A 23,949-nucleotide genomic window follows, 5' to 3' on the forward strand; every position below is an offset into this window, starting at 1 on the left:
ACACGTGTTCGAGAATGGAGGTATGGTGGGGGAGGAATTAGGGAACTGATGTTCGAGAGTCGTTCGGGGCTCACGAGTGCGGGAGGTGTGTGTGCCGGGCTTCGCGCATCTGCACACCGTCTCCGGGTTCTCCCTGAGGTACGGGGCGTCCCATCCGGAGCGGCTGGCCGAGCGCGCCTCGGAGCGGGGCATGGACGCCCTCGCCCTGACCGACCGCGACACCCTCGCCGGCACGGTGCGCTTCGCCAAGGCCTGCGCCGGGGCGGGGGTCCGTCCGCTGTTCGGGGTGAACCTGGCGGTGGCGCAGGAGGAGGCCGTACGGCGGGAGAGGCGCCGTACCCCGGTGCGCGGCGGCGCCTTCGTGGACGAGTCGGCCTCCCGGGTGACCTTCCTCGCCCGGGACGGGGCCCGTGGCTGGGCCGGCCTGTGCCGGCTCGTCACGGCGGCGCACGCGGCCGGGGCGGCCCCGCTGCTTCCCTGGGCCGGCAATCACGGCGACGGCCTGGTGGTCCTGCTCGGTCCGGAGTCGGACGTGGGGCGCGCGCTCGCCGCCGGGCGGCCCGACCGGGCGGCGCTGCTGCTCGCCCCGTGGCGCGAGGTCCACGGCGACGCGCTGCGGCTGGAGGCCGTCTGGCACGGCCGTACGGGCACGGGGCCCGGCTCGCTGCGGCAGGCCGCCCGTACCGTCGGGTTCGCCGCGGAGCAGGGGGTGCGCCCGGTGCTCAGCAACGCCGTCCGGTACGCCGACCCCGGTCAGGGGCCGGTCGCCGACGTGCTGGACGCCGCGCGCCGCCTGGTGCCGATCGACCCCCGAGGGGAGCTGGACTCCGGTGAGGCCTGGCTGAAGGACGCGCAGACCATGCTCCAGGTCGCCGAGCGGGTGGTGGAGGCCGCCGGGTACCGGCGGGACACCGCCCACCGGCTGCTGGAGCAGACCCGGGCCACCGCCGCCGAGTGCCGGGTCGACCCCGAGGGCGACCTCGGCATCGGCACCGTCCGCTTTCCCGAGCCGCACCTCGTCGGCGCCGGCCGGCGCACCGCGCAGCGGGCGCTCGCCTCGCGGGCGACCGCCGGAATGCTGCGGCTCGGCCACGGCGACCGGCGTGCGTACTGGGAGCGGATGCACCACGAGCTGGACATCATCGGCCATCACGGCTTCGCCTCCTACTTCCTGACGGTCGCCCAGGTGGTGGACGACGTACGGGAGATGGGCATCCGGGTGGCCGCGCGCGGCTCCGGCGCCGGCTCGCTCGTCAACCATCTGCTCGGGATCGCGCACGCCGACCCGGTCGAGCACGGGCTGCTGATGGAACGTTTCCTGTCCAAGGAGCGCGTCGTGCTGCCCGACATCGACATCGACGTGGAGTCGGCGCGCCGGCTGGAGGTGTACCGGGCGATCATCGGCCGGTTCGGCGAGGAGCGGGTGGCGACCGTCTCCATGCCGGAGACCTACCGGGTGCGGCACGCGATCCGTGATGTGGGTGCCGCTCTGTCCATGGATCCCGCCGAGATCGACCGGGTGGCCAAGTCCTTTCCGCACATCCGGGCGCGGGATGCCCGCGCGGCGCTGGAGGAGCTGCCCGAGCTGAAGCGGCTCGCGGGGGAGAAGGAACGGTACGGCAGGCTGTGGGAGCTGGTGGAGGCCCTCGACGCCCTGCCGCGCGGGGTCGCCATGCATCCGTGCGGGGTGCTCCTGTCCGACGCCTCCCTGCTCGCCCGTACGCCGGTGGTGCCGACCAGCGGTGAGGGGCTGCCCATGTCGCAGTTCGACAAGGAGGACGTGGAGGACCTCGGGCTGCTCAAGCTGGACGTGCTGGGCGTACGGATGCAGTCGGCGATGGCGCACGCGGTCGCCGAGGTGGAGCGGGCGGCCGGGGAGCGGATCGACCTGGACGCGGTGCCGCCGGGGGACCCGGAGACGTACCGGCTGATCCGGTCCACCGAGACGCTGGGCTGCTTCCAGATCGAGTCGCCCGGTCAGCGGGACCTGGTGGGCCGGCTCCAGCCGAGCACCTTCCACGACCTGGTCGTCGACATCTCCCTCTTCCGGCCCGGGCCGGTCGCCGCCGACATGGTGCGGCCCTTCATCGAGGCGCGGCACGGGCGGGCGCCGGTGCGCTTTGCGCACCCGGACCTGGAGGAGGCGCTGCGGGGGACGTACGGGGTCGTCGTCTTCCACGAGCAGGTCATCGACATCGTCGCCGTCATGACCGGCTGCGGCCGGGGCGAGGCCGACCGGGTGCGGCGGGGGCTGTCCGACCCGGAGTCGCAGGGGCGGATCCGGGTGTGGTTCGCCCAGCAGGCGGCGGCCAGGGGGTACGACGCGGAGACGATCCGGCGGACCTGGGAGATCGTCGAGGCCTTCGGGTCGTACGGCTTCTGCAAGGCGCACGCCGTCGCCTTCGCCGTGCCCACCTACCAGTCGGCGTGGCTGAAGGCGCACCACCCGGCCGCCTTCTACGCCGGGCTGCTCACCCACGACCCCGGGATGTACCCGAAGCGGCTGCTGCTGGCCGACGCCCGGCGGCGCGGGGTGCCGATCCTGCCGTTGGACGTCAATGTGTCCGGGGTCGCACACAGGATCGAACTGGTGTCTGATTCTCCGGAGGTGTGGGGGCTGCGGCTCGCCCTCTCCGACGTGCACGGCATCAGTGAGGCCGAGGCGAAGCGGATCGCGGACGGACAGCCGTACGCCTCCCTGCTGGACTTCTGGGAGCGGGCCCGGCCCAGCAGGCCGCTGGCGGGACGGCTCGCCCAGGTGGGCGCGCTGGACGCCTTCGGCGCCAACCGGCGTGACCTGCAACTGCATCTGACCGAGCTGCACCGGGGCGCCCGGGGCGGTGGCGGAGGCCAGCTTCCCCTGGCGGGAGGCCGCAGGACGGCACCGGCCGGCCTGCCGGACCTGACGTCGGCGGAGCGGCTCAGCGCCGAGCTGGGCGTGCTGTCCATGGACGCCTCGCGCAATCTGATGGACGACCACCGGGAGTTCCTCCAGGAGCTGGGCGTGGTCTCCGCGCGCCGGCTGCGCGAGGCCCGGCACGGTGAGACCGTGCTGGTCGCGGGCGCCAAGGCGGCCACCCAGACCCCGCCGATCCGCTCCGGCAAGCGGGTCATCTTCTCCACCCTGGACGACGGCACGGGACTGGTCGACCTCGCGTTCTTCGACGACTCGCACGACGCCTGCGCCCACACCGTCTTCCACTCCTGGCTGCTGCTGGTGCGCGGGGTGGTGCAGCGGCGCGGCCCGCGCAGCCTCAGCGTGGTGGGCTCCGCCGCCTGGAATCTCGCCGAACTGGTCGACGTGCGGCAGCGGGAGGGGCTCGACGGGGTCGCGGCCCGGCTGGCCGAGCCGTCCGGCACGGCCGGGGGCGAAGCCCCGGCGGACGACGACGGCGGCGGCGGCCCGTCCCGGGCCCGGCTCGCCGGCTCCGACGGGCTGCCCGCGCCGGCCGGCTCCGCGGCCCGCGACCCGATGGAGGGCCGGACGATCCGCATGCCCACGGGGTACGAGATGCACCCCTGGGCCGATCTGCGGCCCGCCGGCCAGGACGCCGCGCAAGGGCCGGCGGCGATGAGGAAGTTGTGGCACCAGAGTCCGGGGAGTGCGGGATGACCATCCTCTGCGTACGTTTCCAGCTGCCGCCGATGTACGAGGCGGCCCTGCCGGGACTGCTCGGCCTGCTCGAGGAGTTCACCCCGGTCGTGGAGGCGCTGCCCCCGGACGGGGCGCTGGCCGATCTGCGCGGTGCCGAGCGGTACTTCGGGCGCGGCGCGGTGGAGCTGGCCTCGGTGATCCGGGTGCGGGCCCTCGCGCGGTACGGCGTCGACTGCGCGATCGGCGCGGGACCGGGCCCGATGCTGGCCCGCGTGGCGCTGCGCGAGGCCCGGCCGGGGGTGACCTGTGCGGTGCCCGGGGACCCGGACGGCATCGCGGAGTTCCTCGCCGGGCGGCCGGTGTCCGCGCTGCCCGGCGTCGGCCCGGCGACCGCCCGCACCCTGGACGAGTACGGCCTGGACACCCTGGGCCGGGTCGCCGCCGCGCCGCTGTCCACGCTCCAGCGGCTGATCGGCGCGAAGGCGGGCCGGGAACTGCGCGAGAGGGCGAGCGGCGTCGACCGCGGCCGGGTCGTCCCCAACGCCGTCTCACGTTCGCTGGTGACGGAACGGGCCTTCGGCATCGACGAGCTGGACCCCGGCAGGCACCGCAGGGCCCTGCTGTCGGCCGCCGAGGAGATCGGCGCCCGGCTGCGCGCGGTGGACAAGGTCTGCCGCACCCTGACCCTCACCGTGCGCTACGCCGACCGCTCCTCGACCACCCGCAGCCGCACCCTGAAGGAGCCGACCGCGCACTCGGCGGCCCTGACCGGTGCCGCCTACGGCATGTACGAGGCGCTCGGGCTGCAGCGCGCCCGGGTCCGCGCGCTCGCCCTGCGCGCCGAGGGCCTCACCCCCGCCGACCGGGCCGCCCACCAGCTCACCTTCGACCCCGTGGACGAGAAGGTCCGCCGCATCGAGGAGGTCGCGGACCGCGCGCGGGCCAGGTTCGGGCCGCGCGCGGTGATGCCGGGCACCCTGGCGGCGTGAACGCGGCCGCCGGAGTGTCAGTTGGCCCAGGGCGGCGTGATGCGCGTGCCGTCGGCCAGCCGTGCCTCCAGGCCGATGGAGGTGGTGACCCAGGAGATCGCGGTGTGGCCGGTGGGGTTCTCGACGGCCAGCGTCGAGCCGGGGTTGACGATCACCGTGTCGCCGGCGGAGATCCGCTCGGTCCGGCCGTCGAGTGTCATCAGCAGCTCGCCGACGAGCAGCAGGAAGATCTCCTCCCGGTTGACGGTGTGGGCGGGCGCCCTGGTGCCGGCCGGGATCTCGCCGCGCCAGGCGCACAGCTCCTTGCTGCCGGTGAGCGGGGTGGCGTACGAGACGAAGCGGGCGCCGTGGATCTCATGGGTGACGGCTTCCGAGGAGCGGACGACGGGCATGGCGGGATCTCCGTTCGGGAGGTGATGGTCAAGGAACTTGGTCAAGCTGCTTGACCATATGGTCAAGCTGCTTGTCTGAATCGTCAAGGGTGTTTCAATGCCCCCGTGCAGAACTCCGACGCCATGGCCCTGTCCGCCGCCCTGCTCGCCGCGGCGGGTGATCTCGTCCAGCGCATCCATGACGGGGTGACCGCCCGCGGCTTCACGGATCTGCGGCCCGCCCACGGTTTCGCCTTCGCGCGGCTCGCCCCGGACGGGGCCACCGTCACCGACCTGGCGGTGCATCTGGGGGTGACCAAGCAGGCGGCGAGCCAGCTGGTCGACGAGATCGTGCGCAAGGGGTACGCCGAGCGCAGGCCGCATCCCGAGGACGCCCGGGCCCGGTTGATCGTGCTGACCGGGCGCGGTCGGGCCTGCACCCGGGCGGCGGAGGAGGCGGCCGCCGAAGTGGTGGGGGGATGGGCCGAACTGCTGGGCGAGGGGGAAGTGCGCGCGTTGCGGGAGCGTCTGGCGAGGATCGCGCCGTACGGTCCGATCAGGCCCGCCTGGTGAGGGTCCGTCAGCGTCCCATGAGCCGCTGGTTATCACTGGAAGTTTTTACTGACGCGTAACTTCACACTTGCACTACTCGTCCGTAACTTGACGAGTGAACCAGCATCCCGTGATCCGGATCACAGGGTCAGGCCGTGCACCTCCCTTGAGCCGCAAGGAGATCACACGATGCTGCCCTGGAAACGAGTGCTCAGACCCCTCGCCGCACTGTTCCTCACCGCCGCGGTCGCCGTCGTGCCCGCCGCCACCGCCAGCGCCGACAGCGCGCCGAGCAGCGGCTGGAACGACTACTCCTGCAAGCCCTCCGCCGCCCACCCCCGCCCCGTCGTCCTCGTCCACGGCACGCTGGGCAACTCGGTCGACAACTGGCTCGGTCTCGCCCCCTACCTGACGAGCCGCGGATACTGCGTCTACTCCCTCGACTACGGCCAGCTCTCCGGCGTCGCCTTCTTCCACGGCCTCGGCCCCATCGACAAGTCGGCCGAGCAGCTGTCCGCCTTCGTCGACAAGGTGCTCGCCGCGACCGGAGCCGCCGAGGCCGACCTGGTCGGCCATTCCCAGGGCGGCCTGATGCCCCGCTACTACCTGCGGTTCCTCGGCGGAGCGGGCAAGGTGAACGCCCTCGTCGGCATCGCCCCCGACAACCACGGCGCCACCCTGAGCGGTTTCACCAAACTGCTGCCGTACTTCCCGGGCGCCGAGGACCTGATCAAGGCCACCACCCCCGGCCTCGCCGACCAGCTCCCCGGCTCCGCGTTCCTCACCAAGCTCAACGCGGGCGGCGACACCGTCCCCGGAGTGCACTACACGGTCATCGCCACCAAGTACGACGAGGTGGCCACCCCCTGGCGCAGCCAGTACCTGAGCGGCTCCGACGTCCGCAACGTCCTGCTGCAGGACCTGTGCCCGGTCGACCTCTCCGAACACGTCGCGATCGGCCTGCTCGACCGGATCGCCTTCCACGAGGTGGCCAACGCGCTCGACCCGGTCCACGCCTCCGCCACCACCTGCGCGTCGGTGTTCAGCTGACCCGCTGCCGGGGCCCGTCCGGCCTGAGCCGCCGGACAGGCCCCGGAAACCCTCACCGGCGGTGGCCGCCGCCCGCCGTCGCACCGACAGGAACAGCGCGGCCGAGCCCACCGCCGGCGCCGCCGCGCCGCCGATCGCGAGATACGAGGTGCCGGCGGACGCGCCCGTCTCCGCGAGGTCCGCCGAAGACCCGGCCGCCTCCGGCCGGTTGGCCGCGGCGGCCGTCCTCGGCCGGCCGGCGCCTGACCGGATCGCCCATCGAGCCGTGCGCGGACGCGGGGGCGGCGGCGAGCGCGGTCAGGGCGAGCGGCGCCAGGCCGAGCACGCCGGCCGCGGACGCCTTGGCCTTACAGCTGGTGGGCATGCGGAAGTCCTCCGAAACGGTCCGTGGGGCCGGGCTGGATCCCGTGGGGGTGATTCGAAGCTAGCCCCGGAGAACCGCGGAACGGCCTGCTGAGAGCGGGAGGAGGAGATCCTTATGGTTCGCTTAAGGGGGTGCTCAGACTGCGCTCAGGTACTACCCCGAGATACGGGTATGAGATCGTGGAGCGTCGCGTCGACGGCCCGTGCGACCGTGTCCGCTACCGCAAGCGGCTGGACTGAGGCGTCACGGCGTCAGCTGTCGGGCCACCAGGTCCGTGCGATGTCCTTGCGGACCTCCGGACGTCCCGCAGGGCGCTCCTCCGCTTCGTCGCGGGTGCGGCGGCTGTCCGTCCTCTTCAGGGGCTTGTGCACGGTCACGCGGCGCATGGCTGCCTCCTTCAGTGCCTACCGAGTTCCGCGTTGTCACGGAGGTAGACGCTTTCGGGGAGAGTTCCTCATCGGTGCCGGGATGTCAGTGGCGGCTGTCACGTCCGCGCTGTCAGTGGTGTGTGTCACTATCCGGGCATGACGAGCGAGAACACGGACACGGTTGCCCCGGAAGCGGACTGGGATGCGCGGGCCGCCGACTTCGACGAGGAACCGGACCACGGACTGCGCGACCCCGAGGTCCGCGCCGCCTGGGCCGGCCGGTTGCGCGCCTGGCTCCCCGGGTACCCGGCCGACGTCCTCGACCTCGGCTGCGGCACCGGCAGCCTGTCACTCCTCGCTGTCGAGCAGGGGCACCGGGTGACGGCTGTCGACCGGTCCCCGGCGATGACCGAGCGGGCCCGGACCAAGCTCGCCGGCCGCGCCGCGGAGATCCTGTGCGGGGACGCCGCGGCCCCGCCGGTGGGGGAGCGGCGCTTCGACGTGGTCCTGGTACGGCATGTGCTGTGGGCCCTGCCCGACCCGGCCGGGGCGCTGCGGCACTGGCGGGAACTGCTGCGGCCCCAAGGACGGTTCGTGCTGGTCGAGGGCGTCTGGGGGACCCTGTCCCCGGTCGGCATGCCCGCCGGACGGCTCACCGCCCTCCTGGAACCGCTGACCAGCGACCTGCGCGTGGAGCGACTGTCCGCCCACTCCCGGTTGTGGGGGAAGGACGTGGACGACGAGCGGTACGCGGTGGTGGCGACCGTGTGACCCGCCGCCCGGCGGCCGGTCAGGCCAGCAACTCCTCGAAGCCGCCCTCGCGGAGCGCCAGCGCCTCCAGCGTGTCGAGGGCGGCGAGCGCGGCGGACGCGGCCTCGGGGTCGGTCTCCGTGAGCCCGCTCTCGGCGAACTCGTCCTCGTCCAGCCGCCGTACGTCCCGGCCGTCCGCGGAGCGCCACAGGTCCAGGTCGAGGTCCTCCACGACCAGCTCCGCGCCGACGGCGGTCTCCCCGCCCGGCCGCGTCCGAGCGGGGGAGAGCACCGCGGGGCGCGTGATGTCGCAGTACCAGCCCTTGACGGAGCCGTCCGCGGCGCGCACCTCCTTCACCGAGTACCACCGGTCCCGCCAGTAGTACTCGGTGAACACGTCTCCCGGCTCGAAACGCACGAAGCCGAAGTCGCGCACCCCGGAGCCGGCCCACGGCGCGCGTACGGCGATCCGGGTGCCGTCGTCCCCGAGCAGCTCCGCCGGATAACGGATCTTCGTGCGGCCCGCCTTGACCAGCACGATCTCCAGCCGGTCCGCCGGCTCAGCCGAGTTCGCGGACATAGCGCACCTCCGTCGCGCAGACCTCGTACCCGAGCCACTTGTTGATCGCGATCATGGCGTCGTTGCCGGTGTCGTTCCCCGTGAACGCCTCGGTGAGGCCGGCGGCCCGGGCCCGGTGCAGGGAGTGGATCTTGGCGAGCTTGGCCAGGCCGCGGCCGCGGTGGGCGCGGGCGGTGCCGGTCATCGCGGTGGCGTAGCGGCCGTCGCCGTCGGTGTAGGCCACGGTGAAGGCGACCGGACGGCCGTCGACGCAGGCGGCCGTGGTCAGCTCCCGGTCCAGCAGGGGGTGGTTCCAGGTCTCCTTGAGCCAGGCGTCGTAGTCCGTGAACTCGTAGGTCACGTCGCTGGGTTCGTCGAGGATCGTCTCCGCGTCCAGTTCGAACAGCGGCCGGGGGTCGTCCGCGAAGTCGGCGGCGGTACGCAGCCCGACGCCGGCCGGGATCTCCGGGAGCGGGGGCAGGGTGCCGTGCGCCAGGTCCAGCCGGAGGAAGTGGGCGGAGCGGCCCGGGCGGTAGCCGTGCCGCTCGGCGAAGGCCCGGTTGGCCGGCTCGTCCAGGGCCCAGGCGAACAGCTTGGCCGCGCCCAGGGAGGCCAGGTACTCCTCGGCGGCCTCCACCAGCAGCCGGCCGGCACCGCGGTGGGTGCGGTCCGGGCGGACGTAGATGTTCAGGCAGGCCTGGCCCGGTTCGGAACTGTCCGGGACCAGATGGACCTGTGCCGTGCCGATCACCTCGCCGTCCTCCTCGGCGACGAGCGGCCGGAACCGGGCGTCGGGATGCGTCTGCGTGGCGGCGTGCCGGACCGAGTCCGGGGTGAACAGGATGTACGGAAGCGCGAGCCGGCGGACCCGGGTGAAGGCCTCGGCGTCCGCGGGGACGTCGGGGCGGAGATCGCGTACGAGGACTGTCATGTGGACGCACCGTACGGGGCGGGGTGCCCCGCTGCCTCTCATTTTCCGGCGCGTGCGCGACAATCGGGCTTGTGAGCCTGAAGATCCGCATCGATGACAGCGCGCCCCCGTACGAGCAGGTGCGGGCGCAGATCTCCGAGCAGGCGCGATCCGGGGTGCTCCCGGTGGGGTACCGGCTGCCGACCGTGCGGGGGCTGGCCGAGTCCCTGGGGCTCGCGGTCAACACGGTGGCCAAGGCGTACCGGGCGCTGGAGGGCGACGGGGTGATCGAGACGCGGGGGCGCAACGGCACGTTCGTGGCGGCCGCCGGCTCGGCCGCGGTGCGTGAGGCGTCGCTGGCCGCGCAGGCGTACGTGGAGCGGGTGCGGCGGCTGGGGCTGGCCGAGCCGGACGCGCTGGCCGCCGTGCGGGATGCCCTGCGGGCGGCCTACGGAGAGTAGCGGAGCGGTGCGTCCGGGCGGCCGATGACGGCCCGGCACCGCCGGCTCCGTACGCCGTGGCCGAGCGCGGGGCAGGACGGGCGGGCCGGTCACGTGGGATGCGGTCGGGGTGGGTTGAGCAGGGTCAGCCGAGTTTCAGCGGTTCCGGGACGCGTGTCACCGTCAGGGCCGCTCTCCGTGCCGTCCGTCCGAACGCCACCGCGTCCCGCACCGCCGCACCCCCCGGGTCGTTGTTGAAGTACGCGTACACGTCCTCGGCGTCGGACCACGTCGTGGCGATGCGGTCCACCCAGGTCTCCAGCGAGCGCCTGCCGTAACGCGGCCAGGGCCGGGCGCGGCCCTGGTGGAAGCGGACGTAGCCCCAGCCGGCGGTGCGCCACAGCGGGACGACCGGGCGGGCCAGGACGTCCGCCCAGCACAGGGCCGCGCCCCGGGACTCCAGGACGCGCCGCAGCTCCGGCGTCCACCAGCTGTCGTGCCGGGGCTCCACGGCCACCCTCGTCGCGGGCGGGAAACAGGCCAGGCAGGCGTCCAGCAGGGGCGGGTCGGCACGCAGGGTGGGCGGCAACTGGAGGAGGACCGGGCCCAGGCGGTCACCGAGGCCCGCCGCGTGACTCATCAGCCGGTGCACCGGCTCCTCGGGGTCCTTCAGGCGCTTGATGTGGGTGAGATACCGGCTGGCCTTGACCGCGACCACGAAGTCCGGCGGGACACGGTCGCGCCAGGAGGCGAAGGTGTCGTACGACGGCAGCCGGTAGAACGCGTTGTTGATCTCCACCGTCGCGAACAGCCGGGTGTACTCCTCCAGCCACAGCCGCGTCGGCACCCCGGCCGGATAGACGAGGTCCCGCCAGTCCTTGTACTGCCACCCCGACGTGCCGACATGCAGGGTCATACCCTCATGAAAGCACTACAGGTACAGCCCCGCGTCCGCTCCCTCCCGGGCCCCCGGCACCGACGTCGGCGCCGTACCCCGGCGCAGCGCGTACAGCTCGGCCAGGGTCGCGCCCTCCCGGCCCACGCCCTGCTCGGTGCCGAGCCAGTCCACCGCCTCCGTGCGGGTCAGCGGGCCCACCTCGATGCGGGCGAGGCAGCGGCCGGGGCGGACCACGGCCGGGTGCAGACGCTCCAGGTCCTCGTTGGTGGTGACACCGACCAGGACGTTGCGGCCCTGGCCGAGCAGGCCGTCGGTGAGGTTCAGCAGCCGGGACAGGGCCTGGCCCGCCGTGTGCCGGGCCTCACCGCGGATCAGCTCGTCACAGTCCTCCAGCAGCAGCAGACGCCAGCGGCCCTTGCCCGCGCCGTCGTCCTCACCGATCGCGATGTCCATCAGATAGCCGACGTCGGAGAAGAGCCGCTCGGGGTCCAGGACGCAGTCCACCTGGCACCAGTCCCGCCAGGAACGGGCCAGTGTCCGCAGTGCGGAGGTCTTGCCGGTGCCCGGCGGGCCGTGCAGCAGGAGCAGCCGGCCCGCGATGTCCACGGGGGTCGTCCCCATCAGGCGGTCCATGGCGTCGGCCACCGGCGCCGTGTAGTTGGGCCGGACCTCGTCCCAGGTACCCGCCGAGATCTGCCGGGTGGTGCGGTGCGGGCCGCGCCGCGGGGAGACGTACCAGAACCCCATCGTCACATTCTCCGGCTGCGGTTCCGGCTCGTCGGCAGCGCCGTCCGTGGCCTGGTCGAGGACCTGCTGGGCCAGCTCGGCGGTGGTCGCAGTGACCGTCACGTCCGCGCCCCGGTTCCAGCGGGAGATCAGCAGGGTCCAGCCGTCCCCCTCGGCGAGGGTCGCGCTGCGGTCGTCGTCCCGGGCGACCCGCAGCACCCGGGCCCCCTCCGGCAGCAGCGTCGCGCCGGAGCGCACGCGGTCGATGTTGGCGGCGTGCGAGTACGGCTGCTCGCCCGTCGCGAAGCGGCCGAGGAACAGCGCGTCGACGACGTCGGACGGTGAGTCGGAGTCGTCGACGTGGAGCCGGATCGGCAGAGCGTCGTGTGGGTTCGCGGACATGCCGCCATGATCCGGCACGGATGCCCTCCGCGCACGGCTTTTCCGCCGCCGGGCGCTCCGCTGGAAGAGCGGTTCTTCCCCCGCGGCCGTCCGCGGCCGTCCGTGGCCGGCCGTTCCCCGGACCATCGGCCGCGCCCGGACCCGGGGGACCCCGTCGCGGCGCGGCCGCGGGGCGGGAGAGCCCCGCGCCCGTACGGCCGGCGGGCATCCCCAAGTCGGGCTCGCCCGGCGGGTTGCGCCGTCACTGTTGTCCATGATGGGACGTCATGGGCGCGGTATATGGGGATGGGGTGATGGCGGCTCATCGCGCTGCTCGGCGTGGGTGCGGCCGTTCTGGCCCTGGTGGTGACCTTGGTCGGCCTGCCCGCTGGCGAGGCGAGCACCGCCGGCACCCCGCGCGACGGTGACAGGGTGCACGGCACCCCGGCCACTCCGCCCCGCCCCGCGGGACCGTCGCCGGGCTGGGAGCGCACCCGCCGCCGCGACGGCGGTCGCGGCTCCGGCGAGCAACGCGGTCAGGCCCCTTCCCGGCCCTGACCGCGTCCCGTCGGCGTCCGCCTCGGCGCCCCCCGGTGAAGGTGACTTGCTACGTATGGTCTGCATTGGCGACTTTGCCCCCCGACGCGCCGGATGCCGGGCTTCAATGTGGCGCAGCCGTCGTCGGGCCGTCAAGACGACGACCCCCCGCGCGCAGGTGTTCCCCGGAGGGCGGGAGGCCCCTGGGGAGCAGGGGGCGTGCGGGCCGGCGGGCGGAGTTGACGAGCGGTCAACAGACATGACATGCACACGCAATATATGAGCCGTGAACGTCTTGGGCCGATCCTGTTGAGAGCACAAAAGTTTTGGCATGAACACTTCCCGTCAACACGCGTAGTTGCTACGACAGTTGTGGCAGAGATCCTGCTAAAGGGAGGTTCCATGAGACGTTCCCGACTTACCGGATTCGTTACCTCGCTCCTCCTCGCCGCCGGCCTCGGGCTCACCGGGGCCGCTTCGGCGCAGGCGTCATCGACGGCCGCGGCCGGCGGCTACGTGGCGCTCGGCGACTCCTACTCCTCCGGAGTGGGATCCGGCAGTTACATCAGCTCAAGCGGCGACTGCAAGCGCAGCACGAAGGCCTACCCCTACCTGTGGAACGCCGCGCACAGCCCCTCCTCGTTCGCCTTCAACGCCTGTTCGGGCGCGACGACGGACGACGTGCTCTCCGGCCAGCTCGGCTCGCTGAACACCTCCACCTCGCTGGTGTCCATCAGCATCGGCGGCAACGACGCCGGCTTCGCCGACGTCATGACGACCTGTGTGCTCCAGTCCGACAGCGCCTGCCTCTCCCGGATCAACACCGCCAAGGCGTACGTCGCGAGCACGCTCCCCGGAAAGCTGGACACCGTCTACAACGCGATCAGCGCCAAAGCCCCGTCCGCCCGGGTGGTCGTCATCGGCTACCCCCGCTTCTACCTGCTCGGCCAGTCCTGCCTCGGACTTTCCGAGGCCAAGCGGTCCGCGATCAACGGCGCCGCCGACTACATGGACGCCGCCATCAAGACCCGTGCCACCGCCCACAACTTCGTCTTCGGCGACGTCCGCACCACGTTCTCCGGCCACGAGATCTGCTCCGCCGGCTCCTGGCTGCACAGCCTCAACTGGCTCGACATCGGCGAGTCGTACCACCCGACCGCGTCCGGTCAGTCCGGTGGCTACCTGCCGGTGCTCACGAACGCGGCCTGACCCGTACGGGCTCGCCGCTCAGGGCGAGCCCGACGGTGAGGCGGGGGCCCCGTCCGTCGGGGTCTCCGCCGGCGTCGTACAGGTCACCGAGAACGGCACCGGGTCCGACGTCGCCCGCACCGGACCCCGCACCTCCACGCTGATCTCGTTCTCGATCGTCCCGCCGGTCGCGTACGTCGTCACCGTCACCTGCCGCTGCCGGGTGCGCGGTCCGTCCGCCGGGAACGGCAGCGTCTGCCAGCCGGCGTCCGACACCGATCCGTGCGCGAGCACCCACCGGTACTCGACCTGCGCGGGCAGCCGCCCCACCGTGAACTCCGCCGTGAACGCCGGTGCCTGCGCGTCCGGCGGCGGGCAGCTCCCGGAGTACTCCGTGTGCGCCCCGGTCAGCGTGACGTGCACCGTCTGAACCGGCTGACCGCTCGCCGACGTGCCGGCGTGCGTGGGCGACCGCGGCGCGCTGTCGGTGCTCGCTCCGGCGCTCGGCGTCGGCGTTCTCGCCGGCGTGTGCGCTCCGCCGCCGGTGCGGCCGGTGCTCACCGTGTCGTCCCCCCGCTCCTTCCCGCCGTCGTGGTTGAGCAACGCGTACGTCAGTCCCGCCAGGGCCAGCAGCACGGCCAGCACGCCCGCGGCCAGCACGACGGCGCCGCGACGGTCGCGCCGCGGCTCCCGGTCCGGCCCGGCGGCCGTGGTGCCGGGCTCCGGATACCCGCCGGGCAGGGGCGCCGGCGGGGTGCGGGACGGCTCCGGGTGCCGGACCATCACCGTCGGCGGATACGGCGTCGCGGAGGGCGCGGTGTCCGCCCGTACCGTCCCGCCCGCCGCGACCAGCCGCAGCTCCCGCTCCGCCCGCTCCGCCGGCAGCCGCTCGGCGGGGTCCTTGCGCAGCAGCCCCCGGATGACGGGCGCGAGCGGCCCGGCCCACCGCGGTGGCGGCAACTCCTCGTCCACCACGGCCCGCAGCGTGCTGAGCGGTGTGTCCTGCCGGAACGGGGAGATGCCCTCCACGGTCGCGTACAGCAGGACCCCGAGCGACCACAGGTCCGACTCGGGCCCGGGGGTACGGCCCAACGCCCGTTCCGGCGCCAGGAACTCGGGCGAGCCGACCACCTCGCCGGTCATGGTCAGGGCCGAGCTGCCCTCCACCGTGGCGATGCCGAAGTCGGTGAGGACCACCCGGCCGTCGTCGGCGAGCAGCACGTTCGCCGGCTTCACGTCCCGGTGCAGCACCCCGACGGAGTGCGCGGCCCGCAGCGCGGACAGCACCTCCGCGCCGATCCGCGCGGCGTGCTGCGGCGGCAGGGGCCCCTCCGTCTCCAGCCGGTCGGCGAGGGACGGCCCGCGCACCAGCTCCATCACGATCCACGGCCGGCCGCCCTCCAGCGCCACGTCGTACACCGTGACCACGTTGCGGTTCGCGACCCGGGCCGCCGCCCATGCCTCGCGCTCCAGACGCGCGTACATCCGCTCGATCTCGGGACCGGGCAGCCCCGCCGGCGCCCGCACCTCCTTGACGGCCACCTCGCGGTGCAGCACCTCGTCCAGGGCGCGCCACACGGTCCCCATGCCGCCCTCGCCCAGCGGGGACAGCAGACGGTAGCGTCCCGCGATCACACGTTCACGGCCCGGTTCTTCGGACACGGGCGCCCCCCACGGCATCTCGCGCGAATTCTCCACAAAAGTAGCTCAGCCCAGCGCGGATGCGGCCCCCTTGAGCACCAGTCCCGTGCCCAGCGCCAGCACGACCAGCGCGGACACGAGCGGCAGGGTCCGGTGCGCCAGGGCGGTCAGCGGGTGCGTGGCCCAGCGCGGGCGCCGCTCCAGCACCCGGGCCGCCCCCGCACCCAGCCGTACGACGGCGAAACCGGCCGCGGTGAGGGTCAGCGCGAGACCCGCCCCGTACGCCACGACGAGCAGCAGGCCGAACCACGCCTTGCCGAGCGCGGCGGCGCCGACCAGCACGACGACGGCGGAGGGACTGGGCACCAGCCCGCCGGCGAACCCGAGCAGGATCGTGCCGCGGAGGGTCGGGGCGGTGGGATGGGTGTGGGTGTGCCCGCCGTGAGTATGGGTGTGGCCGCCGTGGCTGTGGGTGTGACCTCCGTGGGTGTGGCTGTGGGTGTGGGTGTGGCCGGCGTGGGTGTGCTCTCCATGTGAGTGACCGCCGTGCGCCTCGTCCCCATGGTGGTGCGCCCCATGGGCGTGCTCCCCATGGCTGTGCTCCTCATGGCCGTGCGGGTGGCCATGGGTGTGGCCCCCATGGGTGTGGCCCCCATGGGTGTGTTCGACACCGCTGTGCTCGTGAGGGTGGTCGGCGGCGCCGTGTCCGGCACCCACGGTCGCCAGCTCCCGCCGTACCGCCGCTTCCCGGGGCACGGCCACCGCGTGCGCGCGGTTGTGCCAGGCCCGGCGCACGAGCGTCACGCCCGCCGCCAGCACCAGGGCGCCGCCGGCGATGCCCAGCCAGGAGATCACCGTGGGCGTGGCGGCGGAGCCGGCCGTGACGAGGAGGCCCAGGGCGACCACGCCCAGGGTGTGCGTCACGGTGACCGAGGCCGCCAGCGGCAGCACGTCCCGCGGCCGGGCCCGGCCCCCGCGCGCCGCCGCCGTCGCGGCCATCAGGGTCTTGCCGTGGCCCGGCGCGAGGGCGTGCATCGCGCCCAGGACGACCGCGATGAGCAGGGCCAGCGCGGCGAAGCCGACGGTGAGGTCCTGCCGGGCCACGAGGTCGTCCAGGGCCCGGGTCCAGCGGTCGGCTCCCCGAGGGAGCACGCCGGACCCCGTGGCCGCCTGCCGCTGCGCGTCCGCCGCGAGCGCCGGGCCGCCGGGCCGCACCCGCAGGGAGGCGGTGGCGGTGTCGGCGGGGGAGGACAGCAGGTCCTGGGGATAGACGGTCAGTTCCCGGGAGACCGACGTCTTCGGCACGTCCGTCGCGCTCAGCGTCATCCGGTCGCCGCGCGCCGTGATCTCCCGCCAGCCGGGCCCGCCGTCGGCGCCGGCACTGTGGAAGCCGAGGCTGACGGTGGCACCGCGGGGGAGCGGCGCGGTCAGCCGGCACTCCACGCGCAGGGTGTCGAGACCGGCCTGGCCGGGCCGCGGGCGCGCGCTGCTGCGGGCGGCGGTCAGCGCGGCCGCACGCCCGTCCACGCTGAGCCTGCTCCCTGCGGCGGCCCCGGCACAGCGCTGCCGGGCCCACGCGGCCAGTCCGAGCCGCTCGATCTCGGGCTTGGCCTGTGTCGCCGGGATCTCGGCGAGGTCCTCCACATGGTCGACGCGGAGCTGCCCGGGAGCGGCGACCAGACCGTCGTAGCGGTTGACGGTGAAGTTGCCGAGGGGGTGCGCGCTCGCGGTGCCGGCCGGCAGCAGGGCCAGGGCGCACACGGCGAGCAGGACGCACAGCGGACGGAGCTTCACTCGGCTCCCTCCAGCGCCGTGCGGGCCCGCGCGGCGCCGAGCGGGGAGAAGCCCGGGTTGAGCCTCAGAGCGGAGGCCAGCGAGGCCCGGCCGGCCGCCCGGTGGCCCGTGGCCAGCTCGATCACACCGCGGTGGTAGCGGAAGGCGGCGTTGCGGTAGCCGGTGGCCGTGGCCCGGCGGGCGTAGGGAAGGGCCTCCCGGTCACGGCCGTTGACGTGCAGCGCCCAGGCGAGGGCGTCCGCCGTGTGCACGGTGTGCCGGCGGGCCCACTCGGCGCGGGCCGCACGCAGGGCGGCCCGCCGGTCGCCGTGCTCGGCGGCGGCCAGCGCGGTGTCCAGGTCGGCGTTGACGCCGTTGGCGCGGGCCAGCGCGGTCCAGGCGTCGACCAGGGCGTACTGCCGCCGGGCCCGCGCCCGGTCGCCGGCCGCGCCCCGTGCCTCGTACAGCTCGCCCAGCTCGACCAGCGGTCCGGGCAGCGGGGAGCGTGCCACCAGCGCCTCCATGTCCTTGACCGCCCCCGCCCGGTCGCCGTCGGCCGCCCGGGCGCGGGCCCGGCCCTCCAGCGCCGGGAGGTAGCCGTCGTCCGCGGCCAGGGCGCGGGCGTAGCAGGTCAGTGCGGACTTGTAGTCGCCCTGGTTCCACGCGAGTTGGCCGAGCTGGGTGGCGACGTACGCCGTGTCGCCCGGCGACGAGGCGGCGGCCAGCGCCTGTTCGAGGACCCGGCGCGCGGTGGTCACGTCGCCGGCCAGCTCGTGGACGTAGGCGTACCGGGTGAACACCGGCACGCCCGGCTTGCGCGCGTCGGCGGTCCGGGCGGCCGTCGACGCCTCGGCGTAGCGGCCGAGTTCGACCAGGGCGTCGATCCGGGAGGACAGCGCGCGTTCGCTGTACGGGTTCTGCCGCAGGGCCGCGTCCGCGTAGGCCAGGGCGTTCGTGAAGTCGTGCCGGGCGGCGGCGAGGGCGGCGCGGCCGGCCAGGGCCTGATCGCTGTCCGGCGCCAGTGACAGGGAGCGCCGCAGCGCTCGCTCCGCCTGCGGGTACCGGGACGGGTCGGCCTTGGTGCGCGCCTGCTCCACGTAGGCCAGACCGAGGGTGGCCCAGCCGCCGGAGTCCTTCGGCTGGGCCCGTAGATGGGTCTGGAGCGCGGTGATGCTCGCGTCCAGGTCCCCTCCGCCCAGGACACCGGGGTCCACGGCGCCGGCGGCGACCGGCTGGACCGCCGGCGCCCGGCCGGTGCCGAGCGCGATGGCGCCGCCGGTCATGGCGACCGCGAGCAGGGCCGCGCAGGCGACGAGCTGCGCCCCCCGCCGGCGCCGCCCGACCGCCCCGACCCGGCGAACGGCGGCGACCCGCTCCGCCCCACCGTCGATACCTTCACGCCGACCGCCGGCACCCTCACTCCGGCCGGCGGCGCCTTCGCTCCTGTCGGGGACACCCTCGCTGCCGAAGGCGGCACCCTCACTCCGGCCGGCGTCACCCTGGCCTCCGTCGGGGACACCCCCGCTCTCCCCGGCGGCACCGGCGGCTTCGCCGCTGCCACCGACGGCGCCTCTGCTCCCGTCGGTGCCGGCACCCTCGGGCCGGTCGTCGGCACCAGCGGCTTCGCCGCTGCCACCGACGGCGCCTCTGCTCCCGTCGGTGCCGGCACCCTCGCACTGACCGTCGGCACCCTCGTGCCCGCTGCCGGCGTCCTCGTTCCCGTCGGTGGCCGGCGGGTGCTCCCGGGCGTCGTCGGGCTCGGCGCCGCTGCGGTGTTCTCCGGTGCCCGGCTCCGCACCGTTCCCGGCGGTTCGCGGCCCCGGAGGCGAAGGCGGTGCCGGGCGGTCGTGCCCGGACGTGGGTGCCGTACGCCCGTCCTTCTCGTCGTCCTGCCCGCGCGGGCCCATGCCTTGTCCTCCGTCGGTCGTGTGGAAGGCGCGGCCCGTCGTGGGGGAGGGGGGAACACGGGCCGCGCCGGTCTTGGTGGGTGCGGGGGTCAGTACGCGCGCTGCATGCGCCGGCGCCACCACGTGAAGGCGGTCACGAGCAGCAGGATCCCGGCCGCACCGGAGGCCGCGGAGGCGGCGATCAGCATGGTGTTCCCGGAACCGCCGGAGGACGACCCGGCCGGCTGGAGGGCGTCGCCGAGCTGGCTGCGCACGTCCGTGCCCGCGGTCGTGCCCTTGGCGAGCCGGCCGCGCGAACCGGCCGTGGGCTCGGCGACGTACGGGAAGTGCTTCTCGAAGTTCTTGTCGTTCTTGTCGACCGCGTCACCCAGGTCGTTCTTGGAGCCGACCAGTTCACCCTCGACGACCTGCAGCGCCTCGTCGATCACGTCGTCGGTGAGCCGACGGCCGTTCGGGAAGCCCGCGTTGTCACCGTCCAGCACACCCAGCCGCTTGGGATGCATGCTCGGCTTGACCGAGGTGTTCAGCCGCAGCTGCTCCGAAGCCTTGACCTTCGGCGGCTGGTTGAGCCCCTTGACGCCCTTGAGGAATACGTCGACCAGGTCGTTGCGCGGCTCGGCGGGCGCCTTGATCTTGTAGATGGACTCGATGAGCTTCGGCAGCTCGGGGTTGGTGACGTTCTTCAGGAACTGCCCGTCGTACGCGGGCTGCGAGGCGTTGAACCTGTCCTTGTCCTTCTGCGGGTTGACGACCTCGTTGACCAGCGGGTTGCCCAGGCGGGAGACCTGGCTGTAGTAGCCCTGCGCGTTACGGCGCTGGGTGGTCGACCAGATGCCGACGACGGGCTGGTGGGCGGACTCGCGGATCAGGTCGTTGGGCACCTGCAGGGCGATGGTGTTGACGTTGTAGCCCTTGAGGGTGTCCCGGCCGACCTCGCTGAGGTTCCCGCCGTACAGCAGGTCGAAGACCCGCAGGTCCAGGAAGAACGGGTCGTCCGCCTGCCCGGCGAAGGTCGTCGTGCCGCCCGGCGACTTGTAGACGGCCTGCGAGCGCAGCTTGCCGTAGTCCGGCATGGACGCCTTGCCGACGTTCGACGGAGCGGCCGGCACGTCGTCGGCGAGCTTCGTGCTCGACATCTCGTGCCCGTTCTTCAGACGGATGAGGTCGAGGTCGTAGGTCTGCGTGATGTTGAGGTCGGGGTCGGCCAGATTGGTGACCGGTCCCGTGTTGTAGAGGAACGTGTCACCGTTCTTGGTGTGGGTCTTGAAGGTGTAGCGGAACACCAGATCGCCCTGCGCGTCACCGTTGTTGTCGATGTGCAGGTCGTACTGGGCGTCGTCGGCGAAGGTGTAGAAGTTCGGACCGCCGGCCGGTTCCTCGAAGGGGATCCAGTTCGCCACCAGCGTCGTCGTGTCGGGCTTGTCCGGGCTGACGAACGCGTACAGGTCGGTGTTGTCGTACTGCGGGGTGCCCGAGATCAGCGGGGCCTCCCGGTGGGAGGAGGCGGAGGCCGCCCCGGGTGCCAGCGTGGCGACGCCGGCGGCCGTGAGCCCTCCGGCGGCCAACGCGCCGCAGATGAGCGTGACCAGGCCCGCGCGTCCCGTGCCGCTCCTGGAGAAAACAGGTGTCATGCCGTCCGTCCTCAGTGCCGACTTGCCTTTGACGGACGGGTATACGGAGCGAACCCGCCGATCGGTTTGGTCGGAGGGGAAAAAACTTTTTCCCGGCTCGGGACCCGCGTTTTCGGCCCGCGGATACGTATCACCTCGGGGAGGTGTGTGCGGTGCGGATGCGCGGTACGCGGGGAAGAGCCGGCTGCGGCCCCCAAGAGGGGCCCGGCAGACAGGCGGAGGAGCTGCTGGGTCTCGTGGCCGGCGGCGACCAGCGGGCGTTCGAGGAACTGTACGGACTGGTGTCCGGGCCGGTGTTCGGGCTGGTGCGCCGGGTGGTGCGCGACCCCGCCCAGTCCGAGGAGGTCGCCCAGGAGGTGCTGCTCGAACTGTGGCGCTCCGCGGGCCGGTTCGACCCCGGAAGGGGCAGCGCCCTGTCCTGGATCCTCACCCTCGCCCATCGCCGCGCCGTCGACCGGGTGCGCAGCGCCCGCGCGGCCGGGGAACGCGAGCAGCGCGAGGCCCTGCGCGCCGGAGAACCCGCGTTCGACCAGGTCGCCGAGGAGGTCGAGGCCGGCCTGGAACGCGAGTGGGTGCGCCGCTGTCTGACCCGGCTCACGGCCCTGCAACGCCAGTCGGTGACCCTCGCCTACTACGACGGCTACACCTACCGTGAGGTGGCCGAACGGCTCTCCCTGCCGCTCGGCACGGTCAAGACGCGGATGCGCGACGGTCTCACCCGGCTGCGCCAGTGCCTGGGAGGCGCCGCATGAGCATCCTCGGCAGGCTGCGCGGCGAGGATCCGCACTCGCTCGCCGCGCCCTACGCGCTCGACGCCCTGGAACCGGCCGAGCGGCGCCGCTTCGAAAAGCATCTGGCGGGCTGCGACCGCTGTGCCGCCGAGGTGCGGGACCTGGCCGAGGACGCCGTCCGCCTGGCCTGGTCCACCGCGGCCCCCGCGCCCGCCGCCCTGCGCGACCGGGTGCTGGCCGCCGTACGCGCCACCCCCCAGGAGCCGGCCCCCTTCGGGAACGGCGCCGCCCGCCAGGAGGCGCAGGCCCGGCCGCGCACCCGCCGGCTGCCGCCGCACGTCTGGGGCACCCAGCCCCCGCCGGGACGCACCCGGGCGCCCCGGGGCCGCCCCCTCCTCGCCCCGTTCGCCACGGCCACCGCCGCCGCGGCCCTCGTCGTCGCCTCCCTCTTCGCGGTCCAGGCGCACCGCACCGAGGACCGGCTCGCCGCCGAGCAGGCCCGGGCACGTGAGATCGCCCACGTTCTGGCCGCTTCCGACGCCCGCGCGGCGAGCAGCGAGGACGGACGCGGCCGAAGTTTCGGAGTGATCGCTTCCGCATCTGAGCGGACGGCCGTCGTCACCCTCGGCGGATACGGCACCCCGCCCGGCGGACGTGTCCACCAGCTCTGGCTCATGCGCCCCCGTGCGCAACCGCGCTCCCTGGGCCTTCTCGCGGGCGACACGCCCTTGGTCGCGAAGGGTCTCGACACCTCCTCGACGTCACTCGCCGTAACCGTCGAGCCTGACGGAGGGTCAGCGCAGCCCACCGGCCAGCCGGTTGTCCAACTCACCCTGAAATCGGTTGGATTCGGAGAGTGATCGAACGGGGATGGTCAACACCCTTACGGGGAAGGTGAATCCTGTGGGCGAGATACACGCATGCCCCACTGGGGCGATAGGGTTACCCTGCCCGGGCCGGGTGACTCGTACGGGTGGGGAGTGACATGGAGCAGATAACGATGCGCAGCAGGGCCAGGGTCCCTGCGATCACCTGCGGAAGCAGCGCGACCAGTTCGCGTCTCGACCGCCATCTGTCGGTACTGGCGGGTCCCGCCATACCGCAGCGGGAGACGATCGAGGCGACCTCGCTGATCGTTGAGCTGACAGCACGTGACTCCGCGCACAAGCGCAGCGACCGGGGCGCGCGGGTGAGTCGCGTCTCCCTCTTCGCGCCGCTGCGCCGGCTGCGTCGTTCGCTGTTCGGCGGTCACTGACCGGCTGCCCCCACGGGTCACCGAACCGGCCATCGACGCGGCCACCGCGCGGGCATGCCCGCGCTCAGGCCGCCACACCGTCCCGGCGCAGCGCTGCGATCTCGGCGTCCGTCATCCCCACGGCACGCAGCAGCGCGCCGGTGTGCTGCCCGAGCGCGGGCACGTCACCCATCCGTGCCTCGTCCCCGCCCGGCAGAGTGATGGGAGGCAGCAGCGCCTTCAGCGGCCCGGCGGGCGATCCCACCCGACGCCAGCGCTCCCGGGCGGCCAGCTGCGGATGCTCCGCCAGTTCGTGCAGGTCCCGCAGCCGGGCGCAGGCGATGCCCGCCCGCTCCAGCCGGGCCAGCGCCTCCTCGGTGCCGAGCACCCGCAGCGCCCCGGCGACCAGGGCGTCGGTCCGTTCCCGGTGCGCCACCCGCGCGGCGTTGGTCGCGTACGCCGGGTCGGTGGCCAGTGCGGGGCGGCCCATGACCTGCTCGGCCAGCCGCCGCCACTCCCGGTCGTTCTGCACGGACAGCAGCACCCGCCCGCCGTCCGCGGTCGGGTAGGCGTCGTACGGCGCGATCACGGCGTGCGCGAGGCCGGTCCGGGCCGGCGGCTCACCTCCGTGCATCGCGTGGTGCAGCGGATGGCCCAGCCACTCGGCGAGCGCCTCCAGCATGGACACCTCCACCGGCCCGCCCCGCCCGGTCGTCCCGCGCCGCACGAGCGCGGCCAGCACCCCGGAGAACGCGTACATGGCCGCCGCGATGTCCGCCGCCGGGATGCCCGCCTTCACCGGCTGCTCCGGCGTCCCGGTCACCGACACCAGGCCCGCCTCGCACTGCACGAGCATGTCGTACGCCCGCTTGTCCGCGTACGGCCCCGAGCCGCCGTAGCCCGAGATGTCCACCGCGATCAGCCGCGGGTGCGCGGCGCACAGCGTGGCCGCGTCCAGGCCGAGCCGGGCCGCCGCGCCGTGCGCGAGGTTCTGCACGAACACGTCCGCGTCCGCGACCAGCCGCCGTACGACGTCCAGCCCGCGCGGGTCCTTCAGGTCCAGCGCGAGGGACTCCTTGCCGCGGTTGCACCACACGAAGTGCGAGGCGAGGCCACGGGCCGCGGTGTCGTAACCGCGCGCGAAATCGCCGCCGTCGACCCGCTCCACCTTGATGACCCGGGCGCCCAGGTCGGCGAGCTGCCGGGTCGCGAAGGGCGCGGACACGGCCTGTTCGACGGCGACGACGGTGATGCCCTCCAGGGGCAGGGGCTGCCGCCGCGGGGGCCGGTCCACGAACTGGTCCATCGGCTGGTCCATCGGCTGGTCCGTCGGCTGATCAATCGGCTGGTCCAT

The 23,949-nt window shown here is 73.8% G+C and carries 22 protein-coding genes; 11 read left to right on the forward strand and 11 right to left on the reverse strand.

All coding sequences use genetic code 11. The annotated features are described in order from the left end of the window. The first annotated feature begins 91 nt into the window (after nt 1-91). Nucleotides 92-3,613 carry a DNA polymerase III subunit alpha gene (locus FHS34_RS29130; protein WP_184970827.1) on the forward strand — a complete coding sequence of 1,174 codons (3,522 nt, stop codon included), beginning with the start codon at nt 92-94 and terminating at the stop codon, nt 3,611-3,613. Next, complete coding sequence (locus tag FHS34_RS29135) at nt 3,610-4,584, forward strand: DNA polymerase Y family protein (RefSeq protein ID WP_184970829.1); 975 nt, start codon at nt 3,610-3,612, stop codon at nt 4,582-4,584. Before FHS34_RS29130 ends, FHS34_RS29135 begins: the two co-directional genes overlap by 4 nt. A 17-nt stretch (nt 4,585-4,601) precedes the next feature. On the opposite strand, the gene FHS34_RS29140 is transcribed toward FHS34_RS29135, so the two are convergent. Next, nucleotides 4,602-4,976: a cupin domain-containing protein gene (locus FHS34_RS29140; RefSeq protein WP_184971266.1), complete on the reverse strand. Its 375-nt coding sequence runs from the start codon at nt 4,974-4,976 to the stop codon at nt 4,602-4,604. 105 nt (nt 4,977-5,081) lie between these two features. Here FHS34_RS29140 and FHS34_RS29145 point away from each other — a divergent pair, with 105 nt between their 5' ends. Together FHS34_RS29145 and FHS34_RS29150 are read left to right on the forward strand one after the other, a co-directional pair. Next, nucleotides 5,082-5,528: a MarR family winged helix-turn-helix transcriptional regulator gene (locus FHS34_RS29145; protein WP_184970831.1), complete on the forward strand. Its 447-nt coding sequence runs from the start codon at nt 5,082-5,084 to the stop codon at nt 5,526-5,528. 168 nt (nt 5,529-5,696) lie between these two features. Further along, nucleotides 5,697-6,557 carry an esterase/lipase family protein gene (locus FHS34_RS29150; protein ID WP_184970833.1) on the forward strand — a complete coding sequence of 287 codons (861 nt, stop codon included), beginning with the start codon at nt 5,697-5,699 and terminating at the stop codon, nt 6,555-6,557. A 615-nt stretch (nt 6,558-7,172) separates the two neighbouring features. On the opposite strand, the gene FHS34_RS43535 is transcribed toward FHS34_RS29150, so the two are convergent. Next, on the reverse strand, nt 7,173-7,307 hold the full coding sequence (locus FHS34_RS43535) for a hypothetical protein (RefSeq protein WP_263978451.1): 135 nt from the start codon (nt 7,305-7,307) through the stop codon (nt 7,173-7,175). A 138-nt stretch (nt 7,308-7,445) separates the two neighbouring features. Here FHS34_RS43535 and FHS34_RS29160 point away from each other — a divergent pair, with 138 nt between their 5' ends. Next, the gene (locus FHS34_RS29160; RefSeq protein ID WP_184970834.1) at nt 7,446-8,060 is read left to right on the forward strand and encodes a class I SAM-dependent methyltransferase; all 615 of its coding nucleotides are present in this window, start codon (nt 7,446-7,448) and stop codon (nt 8,058-8,060) included. A 19-nt stretch (nt 8,061-8,079) separates the two neighbouring features. Here FHS34_RS29160 and FHS34_RS29165 read toward each other — a convergent pair whose 3' ends face one another. Together FHS34_RS29165 and FHS34_RS29170 are read right to left on the reverse strand one after the other, a co-directional pair. After that, nucleotides 8,080-8,619: a ribonuclease FAU-1 family protein gene (locus FHS34_RS29165; protein ID WP_184970836.1), complete on the reverse strand. Its 540-nt coding sequence runs from the start codon at nt 8,617-8,619 to the stop codon at nt 8,080-8,082. Continuing rightward, nucleotides 8,600-9,529, reverse strand: a complete 930-nt coding sequence (locus tag FHS34_RS29170) for a GNAT family N-acetyltransferase (protein WP_184970838.1) — start codon at nt 9,527-9,529, stop codon at nt 8,600-8,602. The genes FHS34_RS29165 and FHS34_RS29170 overlap by 20 nt, the downstream gene beginning before the upstream one ends. Before the next feature lie 71 nt (nt 9,530-9,600). On the opposite strand from FHS34_RS29170, the gene FHS34_RS29175 reads away from it, so the two are divergent. Further along, nucleotides 9,601-9,969: a GntR family transcriptional regulator gene (locus FHS34_RS29175; RefSeq protein WP_184970840.1), complete on the forward strand. Its 369-nt coding sequence runs from the start codon at nt 9,601-9,603 to the stop codon at nt 9,967-9,969. A gap of 124 nt (nt 9,970-10,093) precedes the next feature. Here FHS34_RS29175 and FHS34_RS29180 read toward each other — a convergent pair whose 3' ends face one another. Next, nucleotides 10,094-10,864, reverse strand: coding sequence for a DUF72 domain-containing protein (locus tag FHS34_RS29180; RefSeq protein WP_184970842.1), 771 nt, complete (start codon nt 10,862-10,864; stop codon nt 10,094-10,096). A gap of 15 nt (nt 10,865-10,879) precedes the next feature. After that, nucleotides 10,880-11,974 (reverse strand): DUF5925 domain-containing protein, encoded by a 1,095-nt coding sequence (locus tag FHS34_RS29185; protein WP_184970844.1) that lies wholly within the window; start codon nt 11,972-11,974, stop codon nt 10,880-10,882. 318 nt (nt 11,975-12,292) lie between these two features. On the opposite strand from FHS34_RS29185, the gene FHS34_RS43860 reads away from it, so the two are divergent. Both FHS34_RS43860 and FHS34_RS29195 read left to right on the forward strand, forming a co-directional pair. After that, nucleotides 12,293-12,511 (forward strand): hypothetical protein, encoded by a 219-nt coding sequence (locus FHS34_RS43860; RefSeq protein WP_184970846.1) that lies wholly within the window; start codon nt 12,293-12,295, stop codon nt 12,509-12,511. A gap of 381 nt (nt 12,512-12,892) precedes the next feature. After that, nucleotides 12,893-13,699: an SGNH/GDSL hydrolase family protein gene (locus tag FHS34_RS29195; protein WP_184970848.1), complete on the forward strand. Its 807-nt coding sequence runs from the start codon at nt 12,893-12,895 to the stop codon at nt 13,697-13,699. Between the two features lie 18 nt (nt 13,700-13,717). Here FHS34_RS29195 and FHS34_RS29200 read toward each other — a convergent pair whose 3' ends face one another. The 4 genes from FHS34_RS29200 to FHS34_RS29215 all read right to left on the reverse strand — a co-directional run bounded on the left by FHS34_RS29200 (nt 13,718) and on the right by FHS34_RS29215 (nt 20,630). Beyond that, entirely contained in the window at nt 13,718-15,358 is a 1,641-nt protein-coding gene (locus FHS34_RS29200) for a serine/threonine-protein kinase (protein WP_184971268.1), read from the reverse strand. Nucleotides 15,359-15,385: 27 nt separating this feature from the next. Continuing rightward, a complete protein-coding gene (locus FHS34_RS29205; protein WP_184970850.1) occupies nt 15,386-17,113 on the reverse strand; it encodes a sulfite exporter TauE/SafE family protein in 1,728 nt (575 codons plus the stop codon). Next, nucleotides 17,110-18,999: a tetratricopeptide repeat protein gene (locus tag FHS34_RS29210; RefSeq protein WP_225817668.1), complete on the reverse strand. Its 1,890-nt coding sequence runs from the start codon at nt 18,997-18,999 to the stop codon at nt 17,110-17,112. Before FHS34_RS29210 ends, FHS34_RS29205 begins: the two co-directional genes overlap by 4 nt. Nucleotides 19,000-19,088: 89 nt before the next feature. Continuing rightward, nucleotides 19,089-20,630, reverse strand: a complete 1,542-nt coding sequence (locus FHS34_RS29215; protein ID WP_184970852.1) for a DUF4331 domain-containing protein — start codon at nt 20,628-20,630, stop codon at nt 19,089-19,091. Nucleotides 20,631-20,788: 158 nt separating this feature from the next. Between FHS34_RS29215 and FHS34_RS29220 the strand changes: the two genes are divergently transcribed. From FHS34_RS29220 to FHS34_RS29230, 3 genes are all read left to right on the forward strand, one after another. Continuing rightward, entirely contained in the window at nt 20,789-21,382 is a 594-nt protein-coding gene (locus tag FHS34_RS29220) for a sigma-70 family RNA polymerase sigma factor (RefSeq protein WP_184970853.1), read from the forward strand. Further along, nucleotides 21,379-22,221 carry an anti-sigma factor gene (locus FHS34_RS29225; protein WP_184970855.1) on the forward strand — a complete coding sequence of 281 codons (843 nt, stop codon included), beginning with the start codon at nt 21,379-21,381 and terminating at the stop codon, nt 22,219-22,221. The genes FHS34_RS29220 and FHS34_RS29225 overlap by 4 nt, the downstream gene beginning before the upstream one ends. A gap of 125 nt (nt 22,222-22,346) precedes the next feature. Then, nucleotides 22,347-22,616: a hypothetical protein gene (locus tag FHS34_RS29230; protein WP_184970857.1), complete on the forward strand. Its 270-nt coding sequence runs from the start codon at nt 22,347-22,349 to the stop codon at nt 22,614-22,616. A gap of 64 nt (nt 22,617-22,680) precedes the next feature. Here the strand turns inward: FHS34_RS29230 and FHS34_RS29235 are convergent, their stop codons facing one another. Then, on the reverse strand, nt 22,681-23,901 hold the full coding sequence (locus FHS34_RS29235; RefSeq protein ID WP_184971272.1) for a CaiB/BaiF CoA transferase family protein: 1,221 nt from the start codon (nt 23,899-23,901) through the stop codon (nt 22,681-22,683). Between the last annotated feature and the right edge of the window lie 48 nt (nt 23,902-23,949).

This window comes from Streptomyces echinatus (assembly GCF_014203595.1).
Classification (GTDB): Bacteria; Actinomycetota; Actinomycetes; order Streptomycetales; family Streptomycetaceae; genus Streptomyces; species Streptomyces echinatus.

What these genes read in the sequence shown, in the direction of transcription:
- FHS34_RS29230 (WP_184970857.1), top strand. Translation starts at nt 22,347, where the DNA reads ATGGAGCAGATAACGATGCGCAGCAGGGCCAGGGTCCCTGCGATCACC.
- FHS34_RS29220 (WP_184970853.1), top strand. Translation starts at nt 20,789, where the DNA reads ATGCGCGGTACGCGGGGAAGAGCCGGCTGCGGCCCCCAAGAGGGGCCC.
- FHS34_RS29235 (WP_184971272.1), bottom strand. Translation starts at nt 23,901, where the DNA reads ATGGACCAGTTCGTGGACCGGCCCCCGCGGCGGCAGCCCCTGCCCCTG.
- FHS34_RS29135 (WP_184970829.1), top strand. Translation starts at nt 3,610, where the DNA reads ATGACCATCCTCTGCGTACGTTTCCAGCTGCCGCCGATGTACGAGGCG.
- FHS34_RS29225 (WP_184970855.1), top strand. Translation starts at nt 21,379, where the DNA reads ATGAGCATCCTCGGCAGGCTGCGCGGCGAGGATCCGCACTCGCTCGCC.
- FHS34_RS29140 (WP_184971266.1), bottom strand. Translation starts at nt 4,976, where the DNA reads ATGCCCGTCGTCCGCTCCTCGGAAGCCGTCACCCATGAGATCCACGGC.
- FHS34_RS29165 (WP_184970836.1), bottom strand. Translation starts at nt 8,619, where the DNA reads ATGTCCGCGAACTCGGCTGAGCCGGCGGACCGGCTGGAGATCGTGCTG.
- FHS34_RS29215 (WP_184970852.1), bottom strand. Translation starts at nt 20,630, where the DNA reads ATGACACCTGTTTTCTCCAGGAGCGGCACGGGACGCGCGGGCCTGGTC.
- FHS34_RS29195 (WP_184970848.1), top strand. Translation starts at nt 12,893, where the DNA reads ATGAGACGTTCCCGACTTACCGGATTCGTTACCTCGCTCCTCCTCGCC.
- FHS34_RS29180 (WP_184970842.1), bottom strand. Translation starts at nt 10,864, where the DNA reads ATGACCCTGCATGTCGGCACGTCGGGGTGGCAGTACAAGGACTGGCGG.
- FHS34_RS29160 (WP_184970834.1), top strand. Translation starts at nt 7,446, where the DNA reads ATGACGAGCGAGAACACGGACACGGTTGCCCCGGAAGCGGACTGGGAT.
- FHS34_RS29185 (WP_184970844.1), bottom strand. Translation starts at nt 11,974, where the DNA reads ATGTCCGCGAACCCACACGACGCTCTGCCGATCCGGCTCCACGTCGAC.
- FHS34_RS43535 (WP_263978451.1), bottom strand. Translation starts at nt 7,307, where the DNA reads ATGCGCCGCGTGACCGTGCACAAGCCCCTGAAGAGGACGGACAGCCGC.
- FHS34_RS29200 (WP_184971268.1), bottom strand. Translation starts at nt 15,358, where the DNA reads ATGCCGTGGGGGGCGCCCGTGTCCGAAGAACCGGGCCGTGAACGTGTG.
- FHS34_RS29170 (WP_184970838.1), bottom strand. Translation starts at nt 9,529, where the DNA reads ATGACAGTCCTCGTACGCGATCTCCGCCCCGACGTCCCCGCGGACGCC.
- FHS34_RS29150 (WP_184970833.1), top strand. Translation starts at nt 5,697, where the DNA reads ATGCTGCCCTGGAAACGAGTGCTCAGACCCCTCGCCGCACTGTTCCTC.
- FHS34_RS29210 (WP_225817668.1), bottom strand. Translation starts at nt 18,999, where the DNA reads ATGGGCCCGCGCGGGCAGGACGACGAGAAGGACGGGCGTACGGCACCC.